The sequence below is a fragment of the Vreelandella maris genome, assembly GCF_013371085.1.
Taxonomy (GTDB): domain Bacteria; phylum Pseudomonadota; class Gammaproteobacteria; order Pseudomonadales; family Halomonadaceae; genus Vreelandella; species Vreelandella maris.
Genome location: NZ_JABWCV010000020.1, coordinates 1 through 19,230, shown reverse-complemented (window position 1 = coordinate 19,230; position 19,230 = coordinate 1). Strand labels below are relative to the sequence as shown.

16 protein-coding genes are annotated in these 19,230 nt (G+C 54.0%); 5 read left to right on the top strand and 11 right to left on the bottom strand.

All coding sequences use genetic code 11. The features are described from left to right. Positions 1-35 precede the first annotated feature (35 nt). On the bottom strand, positions 36-890 hold the full coding sequence (locus HUO07_RS15745; protein ID WP_176304346.1) for a sensor domain-containing diguanylate cyclase: 855 nt from the start codon (positions 888-890) through the stop codon (positions 36-38). 212 nt (positions 891-1,102) lie between these two features. Here HUO07_RS15745 and HUO07_RS15740 point away from each other — a divergent pair, with 212 nt between their 5' ends. Further along, positions 1,103-2,383, top strand: a complete 1,281-nt coding sequence (locus HUO07_RS15740; protein WP_176304345.1) for an MFS transporter — start codon at positions 1,103-1,105, stop codon at positions 2,381-2,383. 299 nt (positions 2,384-2,682) lie between these two features. On the opposite strand, the gene rnk is transcribed toward HUO07_RS15740, so the two are convergent. From rnk to HUO07_RS15715, 5 genes are all read right to left on the bottom strand, one after another. Then, positions 2,683-3,096, bottom strand: coding sequence for a nucleoside diphosphate kinase regulator (gene rnk, locus HUO07_RS15735; protein ID WP_176304344.1), 414 nt, complete (start codon positions 3,094-3,096; stop codon positions 2,683-2,685). 110 nt (positions 3,097-3,206) lie between these two features. Beyond that, positions 3,207-4,559 (bottom strand): NADP-specific glutamate dehydrogenase, encoded by a 1,353-nt coding sequence (gdhA, locus tag HUO07_RS15730; protein WP_176304343.1) that lies wholly within the window; start codon positions 4,557-4,559, stop codon positions 3,207-3,209. 400 nt (positions 4,560-4,959) lie between these two features. Continuing rightward, a complete protein-coding gene (locus tag HUO07_RS15725) occupies positions 4,960-5,235 on the bottom strand; it encodes a hypothetical protein (protein WP_176304342.1) in 276 nt (91 codons plus the stop codon). A gap of 61 nt (positions 5,236-5,296) precedes the next feature. Then, positions 5,297-6,682, bottom strand: coding sequence for an FAD-binding oxidoreductase (locus HUO07_RS15720; RefSeq protein ID WP_176304341.1), 1,386 nt, complete (start codon positions 6,680-6,682; stop codon positions 5,297-5,299). 345 nt (positions 6,683-7,027) lie between these two features. After that, complete coding sequence (locus HUO07_RS15715) at positions 7,028-8,650, bottom strand: BCCT family transporter (RefSeq protein ID WP_176304340.1); 1,623 nt, start codon at positions 8,648-8,650, stop codon at positions 7,028-7,030. A gap of 350 nt (positions 8,651-9,000) precedes the next feature. Here HUO07_RS15715 and HUO07_RS15710 point away from each other — a divergent pair, with 350 nt between their 5' ends. Next, on the top strand, positions 9,001-9,942 hold the full coding sequence (locus HUO07_RS15710) for a cobyrinic acid a,c-diamide synthase (protein WP_176304339.1): 942 nt from the start codon (positions 9,001-9,003) through the stop codon (positions 9,940-9,942). A 124-nt stretch (positions 9,943-10,066) separates the two neighbouring features. Then, positions 10,067-11,239, top strand: coding sequence for a toxic anion resistance protein (locus HUO07_RS15705; RefSeq protein WP_176304338.1), 1,173 nt, complete (start codon positions 10,067-10,069; stop codon positions 11,237-11,239). On the opposite strand, the gene HUO07_RS15700 is transcribed toward HUO07_RS15705, so the two are convergent. Genes HUO07_RS15700 through HUO07_RS15685 form a run of 4 tightly spaced genes read right to left on the bottom strand, consistent with a single transcriptional unit; the run spans position 11,231 to position 15,965 of the window. Further along, entirely contained in the window at positions 11,231-11,815 is a 585-nt protein-coding gene (locus tag HUO07_RS15700) for an exopolysaccharide biosynthesis protein (RefSeq protein WP_176304337.1), read from the bottom strand. The genes HUO07_RS15705 and HUO07_RS15700 overlap by 9 nt on opposite strands. Before the next feature lie 39 nt (positions 11,816-11,854). Beyond that, positions 11,855-12,172 (bottom strand): BON domain-containing protein, encoded by a 318-nt coding sequence (locus HUO07_RS15695; protein WP_176304336.1) that lies wholly within the window; start codon positions 12,170-12,172, stop codon positions 11,855-11,857. Beyond that, the gene (locus HUO07_RS15690; protein WP_176304335.1) at positions 12,172-12,705 is read right to left on the bottom strand and encodes a hypothetical protein; all 534 of its coding nucleotides are present in this window, start codon (positions 12,703-12,705) and stop codon (positions 12,172-12,174) included. The genes HUO07_RS15695 and HUO07_RS15690 overlap by 1 nt, the downstream gene beginning before the upstream one ends. Beyond that, the gene (locus tag HUO07_RS15685) at positions 12,669-15,965 is read right to left on the bottom strand and encodes an AsmA family protein (protein WP_176304334.1); all 3,297 of its coding nucleotides are present in this window, start codon (positions 15,963-15,965) and stop codon (positions 12,669-12,671) included. The genes HUO07_RS15690 and HUO07_RS15685 overlap by 37 nt, the downstream gene beginning before the upstream one ends. A 454-nt stretch (positions 15,966-16,419) precedes the next feature. On the opposite strand from HUO07_RS15685, the gene HUO07_RS15680 reads away from it, so the two are divergent. Then, positions 16,420-17,181: a PRC-barrel domain-containing protein gene (locus HUO07_RS15680; RefSeq protein ID WP_176304333.1), complete on the top strand. Its 762-nt coding sequence runs from the start codon at positions 16,420-16,422 to the stop codon at positions 17,179-17,181. Between the two features lie 157 nt (positions 17,182-17,338). Further along, a complete protein-coding gene (locus tag HUO07_RS15675) occupies positions 17,339-18,148 on the top strand; it encodes a PRC-barrel domain-containing protein (protein WP_246286721.1) in 810 nt (269 codons plus the stop codon). A gap of 81 nt (positions 18,149-18,229) precedes the next feature. On the opposite strand, the gene HUO07_RS15670 is transcribed toward HUO07_RS15675, so the two are convergent. Next, positions 18,230-18,919 carry a M48 family metallopeptidase gene (locus tag HUO07_RS15670; protein WP_246286720.1) on the bottom strand — a complete coding sequence of 230 codons (690 nt, stop codon included), beginning with the start codon at positions 18,917-18,919 and terminating at the stop codon, positions 18,230-18,232. Positions 18,920-19,230: the final 311 nt, after the last annotated feature.

The following is a 19,230-nucleotide window of genomic DNA, read 5'->3' as shown; positions in this document are numbered from 1 at the left end:
TAAATCAATCCCCAAGCGCGCTATATCCTTGTCCATTAGCGCCCGCGTCTTTTCACCTGATACATATGGCTATCTGCATGGCTCAGTAGGGTGTCGGCGTCTTCGCCGTCGGTGGGGTAGCAGGCTACGCCGATGCTGCAGGATGGCATTCTGACGTCGCCGAATTCAGCGCCTAGCGGCGCGTTCATAACGGTGAGGATCTGCTCTACCTTTTCTGTGACAGCGTGCGCCGACTTGATGTCCGTTAACAACACCGTGAACTCATCACCGCCCATGCGGGCCACGGTATCCGTCTCGCGCACACAGCCTTCCAGCCGTCTGGCAACTGTGCAGAGCACACGGTCACCCACCGCATGTCCATAAACGTCATTGATGCCTTTGAAGTCATTAAGATCCAGAAACAGCAGCGCCAGGTTGCTCTGGTAGCGGTGGGCCGTACTCAGACCCAAGGCAAGGCGGTCATAGAAGAGCGCTCGGTTGGTTAGTTTGGTCAGGGAATCATGATGGGCGAGGTAGCGTAACTCCTCTTCGGCCTGCATAAGGGCCGTGACGTTTCGCGCGACACCAACTCGCACGCCCTCTTCCTCGTACCAGCGGGCAGACCACAGGATGTGGACGGTAGCGCCATCTTTACGGATATAGCGGTTGCGGAAATCGACGTGGGGCTTTCCGTTCATCACTCGCACAATGGAGTCCCGTGTGGCCGCTAGATCGTCGGGGTGCATGTAGTGGGTGATCAGGGTGCCCATCAACTCGTGTGGAAGGTAACCGAGCAATGAATTACAGGCGTCACTCACAAAGATGATCTGGTTGTCTTTATCCACCACGAAGACAGTGTCCAGCATCAGGTGAATCAGTTTGGGGTAGAGCGCTTGCAGGTCAATGGCCATAGACTGGGATAATCCGGTTAGCGTTCCTCGACTATAAAACAATCGTGAAAGGGGGCGATAGCCATTATCTCGAAAACGACTACTTAAAAACTACTACTTAAAAACTACTTCGGTAAATGACCGCCCACCTGCATTGCTCATCACGGCGGTTGCTACGACAATGAGCTAGGCGGATTTTTATTTATCCAGCGCGCGGCCGTGGAGGTCTCAGTATGAAAACCTTGTCGAACATGGGGTTTGCCATCTTCGGTGCCGCCTTGGTCGCCATTAGTTATGGGCTGGCGCGCTTTGCATTTGGCCTGTTTGTGCCTTCCATCAGCGCCGAGCTGGCGCTCACGCCCTACCTTATCGGGGTCATCGGGGCGCTGCCGTTTATCAGTTTCGTGCTCGCTACACTGGTTGCGCCGCTTGCCGCGCATCGTCTCGGCGCGCGTAACCTGGCAGTGCTCTCGAGTGGATTCGGGGTTGCTGGCCTGGGGCTGATTAGTCAGGCCTCCGACGCACTCTCGCTCGGGGTGGGGGTGTTTGTCTGCGGGATCTGCACCGGCTTGATGATGCCCGCGCTGACCGCCGCTATGCAGGCACTGGTGAGCCGGACGATGCACGGGCGAGTCAGTTCGATCATGAACGCAGGTACCAGCGTCGGAATTATCGTGGCGGTACCGACGGTCGTTTTCCTGTCTGATGCATGGCGCCTGACCTATGCGCTCTTTGCCGTTCTGACCGGCATGGGAGTGGTGGCGGCATGGTGCTTTATCCCGTCGGTTTCAAGAGTAACGCCAGCCAACGCGGCACCACCGCCGCCAATCACCCGGTTGCAATGGTCGCGGCTCACCCGGCTCTCGTTGTTCGCCTTCGCCATGGGGTTTGTTTCTTCTCCTTACTGGCTTTTCGCGCCTGATCTGGTGGTTACCCTTGGCGCGCTGCCCCCTGGTCACACCGGCTGGCTATGGTTTGCGGTCGGTATCGCCGGGCTCGGTGGTGCCGTAGTGAGTGATCTCGCCGATCGCAATAACCCACCCATCACCCAGGCATTGATGTTGATGATGCTCTCTTCAAGCCTGGTGTTACTGGCCGCTAGCCCAAGCCAGCTAGCGCTGGCGATGTTTTCCGCCATGGTCTTCGGGCTTGCCTATATGAGCTTAACGGGACTGTACTTGATGACAGGAATCCGGTTACTGCCAGGGAGGCTGTCGATGGGGCCGGTGCTGCCCTTTATGGCCTGTGCGCTTGGGCAGGCAGTGGGTTCTCCGGTGGTCGGTGTGCTGGTCGATGGATTGGGCTATGCGGACGCCTTTGCGATCTTCGCCGTGATCGGCATCCTGGTGGCGTTTTTATCGCCACTCTATCCAGGCCACATTGACTACTGGGCCGAGGAGGAAGAGCCGCTACCGGTGGAGGATACCGGCCTTCAGGCCGCCTATGACCACCAATTGCTGGATGAAGATGGCGAACCCATTGAGCCTGGCACAGAAGCAACCGACACCGCCTAATCGTTGCGTTGAGGGCCGTGTGACAAAGCGCGTAGCGAGTTATCACGCAGATAGCGTGCCGGACAACACGGCCTTGGTGCTGAACAGATAATGGTTGAGGACCGTTAATCAACGATTCACCATGCTTATTTAATTTTTATTAATATTTTTATGTTCAAGTAAACGCACTTTCTTTTTCTATCACCCATTGGCATCACGCATTAGTGATGTCATCAATTTCAATTTTCCATACTTTATAAGTTTTTCACTAACACCGCGAAGTTCTCTCTATCCGGTACTAGCGGACTCTCTAGCGCGACTTATCGGTGGAACTGCTTTTCGCGTTCGGGCTGCCAATAAATGGCATCGATACGGAGCCGTGTTTCGGTATTGTTGGGTAATGGCCATTCGATGATGTCGCCCACCTTGAGGCCGATCAAAGCCGCGCCAATGGGCGCCATCACCGAAATGCCGTCCGATACGCTTTCCAGGGAGTGCGGATAAACCAGGGTTCGAATCATCTTAAGCCCACGAGTGAGGTCGGTGAAGCGAACCTGGCTATTCATGCTGACCACGTCATCCGGTATATCTTCGGGGTCGCAGACCTCACCTCGTGATAACTCTTCCTCAAGTAGCTGAGCTACGGCCATATCTTTATCGGATGCATTGTCGATCAAGCGCTGTAGGCGTTCGGCATCAAGACGATTAATAATAATAGCAGGACGTGGTTCCATGATGACTCTCCTTAAAGCAATAAGTTTAAACCAATAAAAAACAGCCCTTCCCCAATAAAGGAAGGACTGCATACTTTTTACAGTATAAGCGATTTATAAAATAAAGACGATCAGGTGACACCTTGTTCAATCATGGCATCAGCCACCTTTCTGAAGCCTGCAATATTGGCGCCTAGTACCAAATTGGTTTTATCACCAAATTCGTCGGCTGTGTCAGCGCACTGACGGTGGATATTGGTCATAATCTGTTTTAATTTCTGGTCAACTTTTTCTAGAGACCACTGCTCCATACTGCTGTTTTGCGCCATTTCTAACTGGCTGGTAGCGACACCACCTGCATTGGCGGCTTTGCCAGGTCCATAGGCGATTTTAGCGTTTAGAAACAGGTCGACGGCCTCTTTGGTAGAGGGCATGTTGGCCCCTTCACTAATACACGTTACGCCATTAGCGAGCAGGGTTTCCGCATCACTTGCGGTCAGCTCATTCTGTGTCGCGCAAGGGAAGGCTGCATCGGCTTGAATATGCCATACGGCATGCCCGCCCAGGGGATAGTCACGTACAGAAATGTAGTGCGCGTCAGGGTACTCCTGCAGGTAGTCTTCTAAAGAGGTGCGCTGCACTTCTTTGAGCCGTTTGAGTAAGCCTAAATCAATGCCGTTTTTATCGTGGATAGTGCCACGTGAATCGCTGCAGGTGATCGGTTTAGCGCCCAGCTCGTACAGCTTCTCAATGGTATAAATCGCTACATTGCCCGCGCCGGAAACGAGGCAGGTTTTGCTACGAAGCTCATCTCCACGGGCAGCCAGCATGTTTTGCGCAAAGTACACCGCCCCGTAGCCGGTGGCCTCTTTACGGCCCAGCGAGCCTCCCCAGTTAAGCCCTTTGCCTGTTAGCACGCCTTCATAGTGGCCGGTGAGCCGCTTGTACTGGCCAAAGAGAAAGCCAATCTCCCGCGTACCGACGCCGATGTCACCAGCAGGCACATCGCAGTTGGGGCCAATATGACGGTATAGCTCGCTCATGAATGCCTGGCAAAAGCGCATAATCTCGTTATCTGATTTTCCTTTTGGGTCAAAATCAGAGCCGCCTTTCCCACCGCCGATTGGCAAACCGGTTAACGCATTTTTGAAGATTTGCTCAAAGCCGAGAAATTTTATGGTGCCTGAGGTAACACTGGGGTGGAAGCGTAAGCCGCCCTTATAAGGGCCAAGGGCAGAGTTGAACTGTACGCGATAGCCTTTGTTGACCTGTACACTTCCGGCATCATCTACCCAGCTTATGCGGAACATAATTTGCCGTTCGGGCTCGACTATCCGCTCAATAATGCTGTGTTGGTGGTAGTAATCACTCTGCTCGATTAGCGGACGTAGGCATTCGAGCACTTCTTCGGTGGCTTGATAAAATTCTGACTGTGCAGGGCTGCTTTTATTAAGTCGTGTTAACGTATCGTGAACGTAGGGCATAGGGGCATATCATCATCGTTATACAACAGAGTATTGGCTGGCCAGAGCGTTGGAATATTTAACTGGCAGCACTCTTCTGTGCATAGCCTATGCGTGTTCTGTATATGAGAAAATTATATAAAAATAAGACTAAAGTTTAGTAGCGACTGGTTTTAAGCGCTAATTTCCCAATAGCTGTTAAACGGTTATTAAACGATTTGTGGTATCTTTTTAATTAAAATACTATGCAGAAAGCTAGAAGTGTTGAATTTAATAAAATAATATTTGAGTTTGTAAAAATGTAAAAAATTATAAGTGGCCGTAATGTATTAAGCGAAGCATTAAAACTAATGAGTGTTGTTTTATGAATATAAGTTGATGTTGTCAATATTGCTTTCTTGGAAAATGGCGGTCTCAATAATCAAGTGAAGACTTCAGTTTGATAAATGTCCAATGGCACTTCCTGGGTAATTTTGAACAGATCCATAAATACTTTTAAAGGTGCCGTGGAGCCTAGCGGACACAAAGGTTTTCTCAAGAACCTAAAGCCAAAAGCCCAGGCAATCGCCAACGATCGCGCGGGTTTGGCCACGCCGCCCTTGGATGCAGAGTCGGCCGATTCGACCATCTGCCCTATGGTCGTGTCTCGTTGGAGCAGCACCGGCGGTTTAAAAATGACGGCAATCGTGGTGAGCATGGCGGTGTTCCTCAGAGCGGGTCGTTAGATCCCGCTCAGGGCTTTGTTCGGGAAGCAGCGCTCAAGCGGGTCTGATATTCTGGTTGATACGAAAGAGATTTTCCGGGTCGTACTGCTTCTTAATTGCCACCAGTCGCTCATAGCTTGCGCCATAGGCGAAGGCAATGCGGTCGGTCTCGTCCTCGGTCAGGAAGTTGACGTAGGCGCCGCCACTGGCAAAGGGCTGTGAGCGAGCAAAGAAGTCCCGCGCCCAGGTAATGCAACGGGCGTCATCCGCCGCTGTTTCCCAGCGCGCATGTACGTTCAGCACATAATTGGCATCCCGGCTCGAATAGGCCATTGCTTGCGGGTCTACGCGGCTCGCCTGCCCACCTAGCGTGGCGATGAATATCTCGCACTGCGGAGACGGTAGCGTACTGGCATAGTCGATGATGGTATCGATTACCCCTTCATCAAGCGTCAAGAAGTTATGGGATTTCCAATAGTTCCGGGCTCCTGGCGTCAACAGCGGGTCGAAGGCCTGCTGCCACTCTGTGTAAGGTTGCACACCGATATGCTCGCCATATGCGGTGCCGAACCCTCTTAGCGGCTCGATAAGTTTCTCGCCTTCAGCGGGGTCGCCTGCGTAGCACAGGGCGCATGCCACGATCTCTTTGCCATGCACTTCCTCGGGCAGGAAGGGCAAGGGAGGTGCCTTGCGAGTGACCATCCACACGTTGAGTTCGTCGGGCATGGTTTCGGTAAAGCGGGCGAACTGGGTGATGACCGATTTTGCCTGTTCGAAGGGAAAAACGATAAGACCGCACAGCACGTTCGGGCCTACGGGATGTAGCTGAAACGTGAAGCGGGTCACGATACCAAAGTTCCCGCCCCCGCCACGCAGCCCCCAGAAAAGGTCGGCATTTTCCGATTCGCTGGCGTGCAGCTGTTGACCATCTGCCGTGACAATGTCCATGCTGAGTAGGTTGTCGACGGTCAGGCCGTATTTTCGGCTGAGCCAACCGAAGCCGCCCCCCAGGGTCAGGCCGGCAACCCCGGTGGTGGAGTTGATGCCCAGCGGTGTGGCGAGCCCGTATGCTTGGGCAGCAGTGTCGAATTCAGCGAGGGTACACCCAGGCTCAACATGGCCTTGATGATGTTGTTGATCGATGTCTACTTTCTTCATCGGTGAGAGGTCGATCATCACGCCCTCATCGCAGACCGCATTGCCAGCAATGTTGTGCCCACCACCACGAAGGGAGAAAGGCACGTTGTGCTGGCGTACGAAGTTCAGGGCGTGAACGACATCGGCAGGTGACGTGCAGCGAGCTACCATGGAAGGCCTGCGATCAATCATGGCGTTCCATATCTGGCGCACTTCGTCATATTGAGGGTGGTCAGGAAGAAGAACACTTCCTGCGAAACCGGTCTTGAACTCCTTGATTGCGGTTGACGTAAGCTGGCTCATGACGACCACCATTCAGTGGGTTCGGCGGTGCGCAGAAGGTACCGCCGAACGGGATAGTGAGGAATACAACCTGGCTGGGGATTAGCCATATGCCTCACACTGGCCGCATTAGGATATTTCTCCAGTCTTAATTCACAGTATAGTCACGCCTGTCAATAAGGCCGTTTATTTATTTGGTCATGTTTATCCAGACATGTATATATGAGCAAAGCGACATTCCCCTTCATTATCGTAAAGAATTAAAAGAATTATCGAGAGCAGTTTGAGGGTGCTTCTAGCCGTTGCTCCGGCTCATGCGGTACGGCGGCATCGAGTGTCAGGTTCAGAGCCCCTAATTTATACCACCTAATCCTCCGGCTTTAGCTCTTCCTGCTTGGGTGGAGTGCCTACCTTAATTTCGCTCAGATCCTCATGGGAGAGGCCGCGATACAGGGCGAACATCATGATAAACACCAGAATAAACATCGGCAGGCCGACGACGGTGATCACCTCCTGCAGTGCGGTCAGCCCGGCATCGCCTGCCAGCACGATAAGCATGGCGGCCAGCATGCCTTCGGAGACGCCCCAGAAAACGCGCTGATGCCATGGGCCTGGGTCTGCGCTGCCGGTACATAGCATATCGACGACCAGAGAGGCGGAGTCCGATGAAGTGGCAAAGAAGATGGCGACGATCACCACCGCCAAGCCTTGTATAAAGGTAGCGGCAGGGAAGTTTTCGAAAAACGCGAACATGGCGAGTGGGATACTCTCGGCCACGGCGGCGGACAAAATACCGGCTTGATCACCTAGAGCTGCCCGCGCCTCGGGGCCAATTCCGTCAATCTCCATGGCTGACCAGCCGAAGATCGCAAACCAGATCAGCGTAAAGATAGAAGGGGCGAACAGCACGCCGAGCACGAACTCTCGGATAGTCCGGCCGCGGGAAATGCGCGCTACGAATATGCCTATGAACGGCGACCAGGTAACGGTCCAGGCCCAATAGAAAACTGTCCAGCTGCCTTGCCACCCCCAGGCGCCGCCTTCGCTGGAGTAGCGTGCTAGCGTGTCATTCCAAAACGCCATGGGCAGTAGGTTGGTTATATACAGGCCAAAGGTTTCGACAACGGCACGTAACAGGAAAACGGTTGAGCCGGTAAACAGCACAAACAGCAGCAAGCCAACGGCCATTCCGATATTGATATTAGAGAGCCGCTTCACCCCTGAATCCAGGCCCGCGATGATCGACCCCACGGCCACCGTGGTGAGAACGATGATGATCAGCACTTTCGTCAACACGGCATCTGGCACACCGAATAATTCCGTTAACCCCGCGTTAATTTGTTGGGTGCCCAGTCCGACAGACACCGCCACGCCAAACAGGGTGCCGAGGACGGCAAAGATATCCAGGGTTTTGCCGATAGGGCCGTGAATGCGCTCGCCTAACAGTGGAAAGAACACCGAGCTGAAACGCATCGGTAAGTTGTAACGATAGATGAAGTACGCGAATGCCAACCCCGGCATGGCGAAAATCGCCCAGGTATGCAGGCCCAAGTGATAGATTGAAAAGCTCATGGCATCGTCGGCGGCGGCCACAGAAAAAGGCTCGACATCCGGCCTTGGGGGCGTAGCGAAGTGGGAAATCGGCTCGGCCACGCCCCAGAACATTAGTACCGTGCCGATACCGCCAGCGAACAGCATGGCGAACCAGGAGGCGTTGGTATAGGCCGGTTTCGCATCATTGCCACCTAAGCGTATTGCCCCGAAACGGCTTATTGCCACCCACAGCAGAAACGCCACCCAGCTTGTTACCCCAAAAATAAAAAACCAGCCAAGGTTAGTAACGATCCATTGCCGCCCCGCGCCGAAGGCTTCCCCTATAGGGCCAGGCGCAATCAGCAGCGCCACAAGGAAAAGGATCATGATCCCTGCCGATGTGAAAAAAATAGTGGGATCCGTCTTGAGGCCCAGCTTTCGCGCAAGTGCATCCATCGTTACGTCTCCCGGTGTCTTTACAGCCTGTTTTTATAAGCGGTTCTTATAAACGGTTCTTATAAACAGTTTTTATAACCGGTTTTACAACCAGTCCTTAAAACAACGTAGGAGTTGTCGGTCGATTACGCCAAGCTGGGCGAAGTAGAGTGCCTCTTCTCCATAGGCTGCCGTTCGGCAGTGCAGGTGTTTTGCAACATGTTTCATCCGCGCTGATCAAAGCACCCAAGAGAATTGATATCGGCCGATTTCAGAGAATCACAGGAGTGTGTCTAACTGGTGCTGAGCGGGCCATCTCAGTTACTCTACACTTGGTGTTTGCGTTTCATGAATGAAGGATAGCCGTATCAATGTTGGGATTCCTGCAGGGATTTTCCTATGGCCTGTTTATGACCTGCCTGCCCTGGCTATTGGTCGGCCTTTTCAACCCTGGTCTGGCGCTTCCGGTGCTGGCTCCCAGCCGTCTGCAGGTCATCTTCCGCTATTGCTTGCTGGTTCCTTTTATCAGCATGCTGCTGTGGCTAACCTCTCTATGGGGCGGTTTCAGCCCCAGCCTGTTTGGCTGGCTGGCGGGTATTGTCGCTATTCCTGTGGCGCTGCCAGTCGAGCGAACACTGCGCGGCTGGCTGGCCCGCCGCCGCGAGCGCCGCCAGGAAGCTCAACGAGTGGCCGCGGTACGCAAGCGGCGTGCCCAAGAGGAGCGCAAGGCCTATGAGGCCGGCGTGTCGGTACTCGACCCTGGTCGGCCGCCAGAGGGGGCCGATGATCTTGTACTCGCCATGTGCCGGGCCAAGCAGAGCCTGCTCGACGTGCATCGCCCCGATCTCGCCATTCAGGCGGATCGCCTCTATAGCCGCTATCGGCATGTGATGGACGTGCTGAGCGGCCGATTCCACACAGGCGAGTTGGCTTTCGAGCGCTCGCGTGGCTTGGTCACGCAGGTTTGTCTCGGCGCGGTGGATACGCTGATATCTATGGCGTCCCAGGCGCGAGGGGTGGTTAGCGTAGACGGTAATTACGTGCGTAGTCGCCTGACCCAAGAGGGCAAACAGTTGGGCGAGGAGGAGCGCGCCGCCCTGGTGCGGCGCCTGGATCTACTGGTAGAGACCGAGCATCGGCTGAATAAACTTACCGCCCGTATTGAATCGGCCCTGACCGTGCTCGACGATACTGCTGTTTCCATGGCGCGTATCGAAACAGCGCGCCCACAGGCGTCGGTTACCACCGAGAAGGCACTGGAGGATCTACGCCGCTTCGTCGAAGGCGCGGATCGTTATACGCGCAAGGATTAATTAATCCAGCTGACGGTGCTGCTGTGCCGTAAGTTCTGGGTAAATGGTTCTGTGTTAATGGTTCAGTGCCAATGGTGCCATGCGGTCTTCACAACGGTTTCTTTCAATAGCTCAGGAGATGTTTATGGCTCAGCAACCCGATGACAAGCGTCGCCTCTCCCTGCCGCCGGTGGCCGAGATTGCCAGTCAGCTGGGGGCTAACCGGGAAGATTCGGTCGACCCCGATGAGCGTGCCATCGACCCTGAGCTTGAGGCGATGGCTGGCCGCTTTGTCGAGGATATCCTTTCCGAGAATGACGAGGCATCCATCGCTCGCCAGCGCCGGGCCGTAGACGAGATGGGGCTTGAGTTGCAGCAGCAGGCCGCGCATCGTAGTGCCATGTTGCAAACACCGCTTCGTCAGTTGGCTCATCAGGGCGATGAAGGCGGGCCAGTAGCCAAGGCGCTGGTTGATCTGCGCGGGCGCATGGAAGGCCTTGATCCCGCTCGCCATCGCCTAGCGCCGAGCGCGCTGGATCGTGTTATGGCGCTCATTCCTGGCGTCGACAGCCGCCTGCAACGCTACTTTCAGAAGTTCGAAAATGCTCAACAGGCGCTAGACGCGATTATCGAGGAGTTGAAAGGCGGTCGCGATATGCTACATCGTGACAACGTTACCCTGAGCGACGACCAGCAGGCTTTAAATAAAATCCTTGCTGAGTTGAACCGCCAAATTGCGCTGGGCCGTTTGATTGATAGCCGCCTGCAGGACGAGATCGCCGCTCGCGATGCCGATGATCCGCGGCGTCACTTCCTTGAGGAAGAGCTGCTCTTTCCCCTGCGCCAGCGTATTGTCGACCTCCAACAGCAACTGGCAGTGAGTCAGCAGGGCGTGCTGGCGCTAGAAGTCATCATCCGCAATAACCGGGAATTGATGCGTGGCGTAGACAGAGCCATTAACGTCACTGTTTCAGCCCTTACCGTGGCGGTGACCGTCGCCATGGCGATGGCCAATCAGCGCCTGGTGCTGGACCGCATCGAAGCCCTTAACACCACCACCTCACAGATGATTGGCGGAACCGCCAAGGCACTGCGCCAGCAAGGGGTCGATATCCAGAAGCGCGCATCCGGAGCGATGCTTGATATGCAAGTGCTTGAGGAAGCTTTCAGCGAGGTGATGGGCGCGATTGATGATCTCTCAAGCTATCGACAGGAGGCTTTGCCGCGGCTGGATGAACAAATCGACCGCCTGGCGACCTTGGCGAAGCAGGGAAACGCCTCCATCGAGCGCCTCCGCGAGGGGAACGAATCACAGTAAGTTGGTAGCGATAAGCGTAAACGTGGCGCCGAAAATAACAAACGCCAATAGGGCGAGTAACCCGTCGTGGACCACCAGTGAAAGCCCTAGTGCCAGCAAAGCCAGCCCGGCAGCCGAAGAAGAAAAGGGCACCAGTTCCATAATCGGCATACTCAGGCCGACGATGACGCACAGTACGGCAATGCCATAACTGCCCCCTCTATGTACTAGGAACGTTAAGCGTGGTTTAAGAACGCGGTCGATGCCCCGTGCTGGCTTGCTGAGCCAGTCGAGCGCTTTCTGCAGTTTGTTATGCTCAATTGAGCGGTCGAGAATGAAATGGGGCAACCAAAATTTTTGCCGACCGATCAGCATCTGTACGGCTACCAGCAATACGAACAACCCCATGAAGAACGACATGCCCGGTACACCACTGAGCGGCGAAAATAGCGTGATGCCAATCAGCATCAACAGCGGCCCAAAAGAACGGCTGCCAATCGATTCGACGACCATCTCGATTGAGACGCGATCGTTATGACGTGACAACTCGCCTACTCGATCAAGCAGTTGTTCGAGGTTTTGCAACGGCTGGTTCATCCCTGGTCTCCGCGTAATGAGCCTTAAAATCAACCCTTCCTATTTAACGGTAATGTTGTTTTCCACCGTCTTCACCTGCTCTTGTTCATTTGCGATGGCTTCTGCCCGGTCACGCTGCTGTGACGTTTCAACAAAACCGCTCAGAACGGCTCGATCACCTTTCAGATCCACATCGATAGCCGAGCCAGCCAGCTCCGTTGCTTCGAGAAGCCTAGCCTTGATTTGAACCGCTGCGAGAGAGTCTTGCTGCTCAAGTCTTGCTGATTCATTGACCGGCGAGCCTGCACAGCCAGCCAGCAATAAGATTAACAGCAGACAGCCCAATAGCCTGCTATTGAACCAGTAGTATGGGCGCATTATTCCATATCTCCCTCTTGAATGGCGTCACGAGAACGGCTAATTAACCCTTGGCAATATTGCATCTCAGGGCCCGTGCCCACCTCCAGTAGTGGTAAGAGGGCGGTCAGCGGGCTAGCCAGGGCAGCGAGTGCTGCGCTTGCCCCCGCGCGCCTGATCAGCCCTTGGCGGTGCACGCTAGTCTCAATATGATTGAACGTGCCCCCCAAGTGAAGCGGGGAGCGGCCAACCAACGCGCTGGGATCTTTGGGGTGGGCGATAATGCTGATATCGAGACGCTCGTTATTTAAATTCACCTGGCCGCCAGCGGTGAAGGTAGTGTCGCGGGTATCCACAACGAACGTATCCAGGTGCGTTAGACCATCTCTTGCCTGAAGGTCGGCGTAAGCGCAATCAACGGGAATGGGGTTGCGGTCACGTAGCCAGCTTGCCAATGTTTGGCCAGCATCCAATCCTGCCATCTCGACAAGCAGGGCATCCAGCCGTCCGCCGGTCATCAACAGAACGACGCCGCCATCGGCAGAAGCCAGCATTTCCGCAATTGAGGCACCTTCGATCCAGAGCTTGCCGCGCCCCCGATGGTGCCGGTACTCTCGTCAGCCAGCGCCCAGTGACGCAGTGCGTCGTCAAGGTTCACCCCTTGCACTTCCACCTGAAGCGTGCCGCTGGGTGGGGTAGTGACGGTATTTAGTTCAAGGTTGAGGTCGACACTGCCCGCGCCTACGCCAAAACTCAGCGGCTCGAAGCGCCCCCGGCCATCTTGAAGCGCAAAATCGATAACCACATTATTCAAGGGAACCTCCCCTGCGCGCACGGATTGGCCTTGGTAGCTTATATCCGCCGCGACACCTTGCCATGCCTGGGTAATGATCGCTGTGTCGGGCAGTATGAAACGGTCGTCGGTGGTGTTTTCTGGGGTTTCACCCGCTAGAAAGCCCAGGTCCTCAATGTTGAGATGAGTCGAGCGTAACGCCCCCGTCACTTTAGGCGGGCTGACGCCGGTATCGAGAGACAAACGCCCGTGGAGATCGCTGCCACCGATGACGCCCTGCAGTTCAGTAAACGCCCAGCGCTGGTCGTTTAGATCCAGCTCTCCCGTGATCGAGTAGGCAGGCAGTGAGGGTAGGCCGATGCCAAGCAAGCGGCTCAGGCACTTCGGATTGGGTCCTTCAAACGCAAGCTGTAAGCTCAGACCTTGCAATGCCAGAGGGCGCCGCAGCGTGCCATCTAGACTGATATACGTATCGACAATGTCAGCTTCTAAATCCACTGCATAAGCGCGGTCGGGGTCGCGCGCGTTGAGCAAGGGGTCGCCTTGTAGCGAGAGAGTGGCTGGCGCGCCGTCATAGCGGCCCTCACCATCTAGATTGAAAGTTTGGGTGCCTGCCGTGCTGGTTAGGGTTTCCAGGGTAAACGTCAGCTCAGTGCCAGACTGTGGGTCACTGAAATGCAGCACCGAGGGCTCAAACGCCAGCCGACCCAGGTACGGCCATCGCCACTCATCGCGCCTATCACTGGGAAGCGCTTCGTCGATTTCCAGGTGGAGTTCTCCTGATGCGCGGCCAAGGCGATCTTCGAGGGGCGTGAAGGTGTCGCCGAGCCTGGATAGGGCGATATTATCCACATCGATATCAAGATGCCCCGACGCAGGTGGCTGCGCCGCATCCAGCGCTAAGCTGGTGCTAAGCGAACCGTCACCCAGGCGAAATCGAACCGGCTCGGCTTCCAGCTGGCCTGCTTCCAGGTTGGCAGCGAGCGTCAAGTCGTTCAGGGCCAAGCCGTTGGGTAATACTAGCGTATTGGCGTTAAGCGACAATTGCCCATCGAAGGTTCGCAGTGGCGCCAGGAAAGATTCATTCTCTGCCTCTTCGCTCTCGGTGGGGGTCGTCCTTTCAATCAGTTGCGCCAGGTGGATCCGCCCGGCTTCAAGATCCACCTCGACCAACGGCCGCTCACCGCTGAGTACTTCGATACTGCCGTTCACCTGGGTGGAGCCAATGCGTCCTTCAAGGCCCGTGGCGCTCCACTGATCATGATCGCGTACCAACTCGCCGGTAAGCCTAAAGCCAGGCAGTGGAGGCAGCACCGGCCCGAACCAGTTTTCCAACTGCTGGACACTGTCGGCGGTTAGGGTCATGTCGGCGGCAAACGTTTGGGGCGATAGTAGCGATGCCAAGGTGGTATCCGCCTGCGCCCGCACAGCGTTGGAGGTGGCGTCGATGTGCAGCGGGTAATCGTGCCGCAATGTGTTGTTTTCCAAGTTCAACAAGCGCGTTAACGGGGCTCCCTGGGCCGCTAATTGAAGTGGCTTGTCGCGCCAAGTGCCGTTGACGTTGAGTTGGAGCTCAGGCGGGGTTTGTTCGCTGCTGGTAGCGAGGGTGCCTGCAAGATGGGTGTTGGCGTTTTGATGCCGATAATCAAATCGCGCGTGGCCGATGTGCAGGTGGGTAAACAGGGTCTCTAAGGCTAGCGTAGGGCGCTGTTCCATGGGTTGAAGCGCAAGGGAGATATCAGCGTTTAGAAGATTACCCGGCGGCAGCGCTTGATCGATTTGCGAAAGATCAAGTTGCGATAAGGCTATCTGGGCGTCTGCTTGTACGCTATCGGGGCTGCTGGTGAGCGCGATATCTGCTTGGGCATGGCCGCCCGCGATGTCAAAGGTGAGCGGGGTGAGGGCGACTGAGTGCTCAGCGAGTTCGAGTGCCCCTTGCAGGTTATGCAGCGTTGCTTGTTCGAAGATTAGGCGGTCGGCGGCGATCGATACATTTCCGCGCACGGCCGGTAACACGGGTATTGAGAGGCCCTGCTTTTCCCCGCTTTTGGGTAAGGCTGACCGTAAAGCAGCCACATTAACTGTCGATGCATGCAAACGGCCGTCAAGGGAGGGCACTTTACCGGACGTATCTAACGCCAGGTCACCGCTGAGCTGGCTTTCGGCCGTGGCGATATCCACGTTGCTTAATCGCCACTGATTGCCTTGGCGCGTTAGATCAGCCGCTATTTCAAGATTTTCAAGCGCGATATGAGGCAGTTCGAGCCATTCTGCCCAATCGTGGAGTTGATGTAAGCTTAGCTCACCAGTCGCTTCAAAGCGTTGTAATGAGGGTGACTGAGGAAGCTCGAACGTTGTGGTCAGTTGACTCTCACCAGCGCTGAGAGAAATATCCCCGCTGAACGCCTTGGTTTCATCCAAGAATGCAGCGACGGGACCCGTTTGGGCTTTCAGCTTAATGTCTCGCTGTTGAACATTTAAGGTCGCCTGTGTGCGTAACGTCTTATCCCCTGCCTGCGTTTGAAGCGATGAAACAGCTACTGATAGTGGGCTGTCAGCATTAGCCCGCCAATAACGCACCGTTGAGTCAGAGACAGCCAGAGAGGGCAGTGAGAAAGAAAAGGAAGGGTTCTCTGCCGACGCTGATTGAGTGGTTTGCTCATCGCCCACAACCCAGTTTGCGGGTGCGTTGGCGCGTTGCTCCAGGTTAAGCGTCGAACCAGAAAAATTCAGCTTCTCCAGCGTCAATTCGCCTTGCAGCAAATCGATGAGAGAGGGCTTGAACGTGACCTGTTCGGCGTTCAGCAAGGTGTCAACAGTAGCCCAGTCAGGGTTGCTTATTTCCAATTGATGGAGCGCAAGCTGAGGATGTGGAACCAGGCTTATTTCCACATCACCGTGGATCGCCACTGAGCGCCTCGTTGCCTGCTCGATACGGTCAGTGATAACAGGCTTTAAAAAATTCCAAGGCATTAACGCTAAGGTCACGATGATAAGCACGATACCGATGAGTGGCGCCATCCACCATCGCTTTAGGCGTTTGGAATCCCGATGCGGCATTATATTGGCTACCTTTTTATACGCTAAATACGCAACAATGTACTGAATACACTCTTTGCTCTTAAGGTTGTTAATATAGTCGCTAGGGCAAGCGCTTGCATTTGCGTTATGTGGTTAACTTTGATTTAAGTTTTTTTTATTAAACGGCTAATAAAAAATTTAAAGCAAGATGAAAGAGTGGGGTTTATTTAATAACTTTTTTTAAAAAAATAGTCTGGCCAGTGTTGGCGTGTATACGAAAAAAAAGGTGAATATATTTTTTGTTTACTTTAAAATCATTTAATATCAGTTACTTATTATCAGTTTGAGAGGTAGGGTTAAGTTGCTGCGGTTCGCTAACGCTTAAGTCAGTATGCTTTACAGAGATAGCGCTCTTTTCTAACGTAAAAACACACTAACAGACGGGAGATAGGAAATGGCGATCAAACGGAATGTGTGTGTCACCACGTTAGCAGTAACGGCCACCGCTGCCGCTTTACAAGCGAATGCTCAGCAAACCCAGTCTCAAGAGGAGAGCGTAAAGCCCCTGGGAGATTGGAACTATGAAGAGATATATCAATCGGGCGGTATTAAAGCCGATAACCTCTTAGATGCTGAGGTCTTTGGTGAAGATGAGGATGAGATCGGCAGTGTCGAAAATGTGTTAGTGACCCAGGACAATAAGATTGCCGCTATCATCGCCCAGGTAGGCGGCTTCTGGGACATTGGTGATACCCACGTGCTAGTACCTTGGGAAGAGGTTGAGCTGCATGAGGATGGCGTAAGGGTACCTGTCACTGAAGACAACGCCGATGAGTATGGGCTATTTGAGGCTGAAGAGTATATTTCTCAGCAAGACCTTAGCCGAACCCAGCAAGTTGAAGATGATGTTGAAGCTGGAACGGGTGTCTGGAAGCTGACGGACTTGCTTGACGACTACGCAACGGTCGGGGATGGCATTGGCTACGGCTATATCGACAACATTCTCTTTTCGCGTGAAGGCGACGTGCAAGCAGTCATTGTCGAGACAGGCGCTGATTTTGGTGCTGGCACCTACGCATACCCGTTTTATGGCTATGGCTATGGCTATGGCTGGAACCCAGGCCAGACAGCTTACTATACGCAGTATAATGAAGATGAAGTAGGCGACATGGAGTCTTTCGATTTCGACCAATATGAAGGTTTATTGGATGATTAATTGTTAGTAGCTTCATTAATTCTTGAGAGCGAATACGAAAATAGAAGTGCCGGTTTCTTAACGAGTGTTTGGGTAGGCTACCGAGGCACCGTTAAGGAACCGGCTTGTAAGGTGCATAAGACTATCGAAACGTCATTCAAGAAACAGGTGGCTTGCGATGAATACAGCTAATTTATCTCGCATCATGTTAATCGTGATGGCTTCCCTCCTGCCGATGCACGCCTATGCAAACATTGATGGTTCACCCTCTCAACAGCAAACCGATCCAAATAATCCAAGCCAGACACAGCATGGTCAAGCCACTCGGCCGCTCAATGAATGGGATTACAGTGCTCTTTATGAGCAGAGTGGGTTTCGGGCAGACGCATTATTAGAGGCAGCGGCTTTCTCTCCCCAAGAAGATGAAATAGGAGAAATAGTCAACATCGTGCTAGACCAGCAGAACCAAATTGTCACTTTAATCGCCGAAGTAGGCGGGATGTGGGATAGCGGAGACAGGCATGTTGCCATCCCCTGGGATGAAGTCGAGCTGTTTGAAGCAGGTATTAAAGTGCCTGTACAGCAGGATAACGTCGAGGAGTACGACCTGTTTACGAATGTTACGATAGATGAAGCCTATATTTATAAGCAAGAAATGGAGCGAGTGAGCACTGTAGAAGAAGACTTTGCGACGGGGCCACAAACATGGAAAATATCCGACATCATCGATGATTACGCCAGCATAGAAAGTGAAGAAGGCTATGGTTATATTACAGACGCCCTATTTACAAATAATGGCATTATGCAGGCTATTATTATTAAACCATCGAGGGAGGAGTTTGGCTCAGGCCCCCGCGCATTCCCCTTTTACGGTTATCCTGAAGGCTGGCGGCCTGGCAGTTCTTACTATCAGCTTCCTTACGCTAGTGATGAGGTTAAAGAGCTTCCTGTTTTTGACTATGACAACTACGAGAACGTATTGGATTAAAACGCATTTATCAGTGTTGTTCTTATCAATCGTCTCTATGAAGCGCTATCGGGCACTCTGTGATAGCCATTAGCACCTCTCTCACCCATTACAATCCGCCGGTGTAGTAGCGCGATAGGTTGCCACGGCTTCTTCCATGGCTTGCTGTAATGCCGTAATGCGCGACTCATGGGCGGGATGCGTAGAGAGAAAATCAGGAGGCTGACCGCCACCAGCCGCCGCCATGTTGCGCCACAGTGCCACGCTTTCTTGCGGGTTGAACCCTGCTTGCGCCATGATCGCCAGGCCCATTAGATCGGCTTCTTCTTCGTGGGCGCGGCTAAATGGCAGGGTGATGCCGAGCTGGGCGCCGAGGCCCAATGCCTGCGTTAACTGCTGCTGCCCCATGTCTCCCTCGCCTAACAATCCTACCACTAGCATCCCGGCCTTAATGCCAAGCTGCTGAGTAAGGCGTTCATTGCCATGGTCAGCCAGCACATGACCAACTTCATGGCCGATCACCGCCGCCAGTTGGCCAGGCGTTTCGGCGACTTGGAGTAGGCCGGTATGCACGCCGATGCGTCCGCCTGGTAGGGCGAAAGCGTTGGGGGAATCATCCTCAAAGACGACAACTTCCCAGGCCGCCGGTAACTCGTCAGCCGGATAGATGGCCTCGGTGGCGGCTATTATTTCCTGAGCCACGCACGCTACCTGGCGGTTAGCGGCTGCATCACGTGACACCGGCTGGTCACGGCGTAGTTGGTCGAAGGTATCCTCGCCCATCTGTGTCATTAATTGTTCAGGAACCAATGTCAGTTGGGTGCGCCCGGTCGGCGTTTCATCGCAGCCGGTTAGCAGTACAGAGGGAGCAGCAATAATAATCGCAACAGGAGTCGTGGGCGCATCGCATCTCTCATCAATAAATTAAGCGAGTATACCTCGGCCTTAGCCAAGGGGAGAATCAAACCTCAATGCTGAAAGAGCTAGGAGTCTGCGCGGCAGAAACGTTTTGAGCCCTCGTTTCCGCCAGACCGGATCATTGTCTGGCCGGAAGGAGTGTTCGCGATATCGGATCGGCTCCATCATCGCTTTCGATCCAGCCA